The organism is Pseudomonas sp. SID14000 (assembly GCF_002165135.1).
Classification (GTDB): Bacteria; Pseudomonadota; Gammaproteobacteria; order Pseudomonadales; family Pseudomonadaceae; genus Aquipseudomonas.
In genome coordinates, this window is record NZ_NFZQ01000063.1 from 1 (window position 1) to 746 (window position 746).

Sequence of the window (746 nt, forward strand, 5' to 3'; positions counted from 1 at the left end):
TTCACCCCGGCCACACCGCTGGCCAACGGCACGGTGGTGAACGCCGTGGCCCAGGACCCGGCCGGCAACACCGGCCCGCAGGGCAGCACCACAGTGGACTCGGTGGCACCCGCCGCGCCGGTGGTCAACCCGAGCAACGGCACGGTGATCAACGGTACCGCCGAACCGAACAGCACCGTGGCCCTCACCGACGGCAATGGTAATCCGATTGGCCAGATCACCGCCGACGGCAGCGGTAACTGGAGCTTCACTCCAGCAACGGCGCTGCCCAATGGCACCGTGGTCAACGCCACGGCGACCGATGCCGCCGGCAATACCGGCAATCCTGGTGGTACCACCGTGGACTCGTCGCTGCCGTCGATTCCGCAGGTCGAGCCGAGTAATGGCTCGGTGATCAGCGGCACCGCCGATGCGGGCAACACCATTATCCTCACCGATGGGAACGGCAACCCGATCGGCCAGGTCACTGCCGACGGCAGCGGCAACTGGTCGTTCACGCCCGGCATACCGTTGCCGGATGGCACCGTGGTCAACGCGGTGGCGCGCAACCCCGGTGGGACCGAAAGTGCGCCGGCGGTCATTACCGTGGATGGCGTGGCGCCGGCGGCGCCGGTGGTCGAGCCGAGCAATGGCACGGAAATCAGTGGTACTGCTGAAGCTGGCGCGACGGTCATCCTCACCGACGGCGGCGGCAACCCGATAGGCCAGACAACCGCCGACGGCAGTGGCAACTGGTCGTTCACGCC

1 protein-coding gene is annotated in these 746 nt (G+C 67.8%); it reads left to right on the plus strand.

Going from position 1 to position 746, the window contains the following annotated elements:
- On the plus strand, positions 1–746 hold a 746-nt coding region (locus CAY82_RS24865), incomplete at both ends, for an Ig-like domain-containing protein (protein ID WP_256576339.1).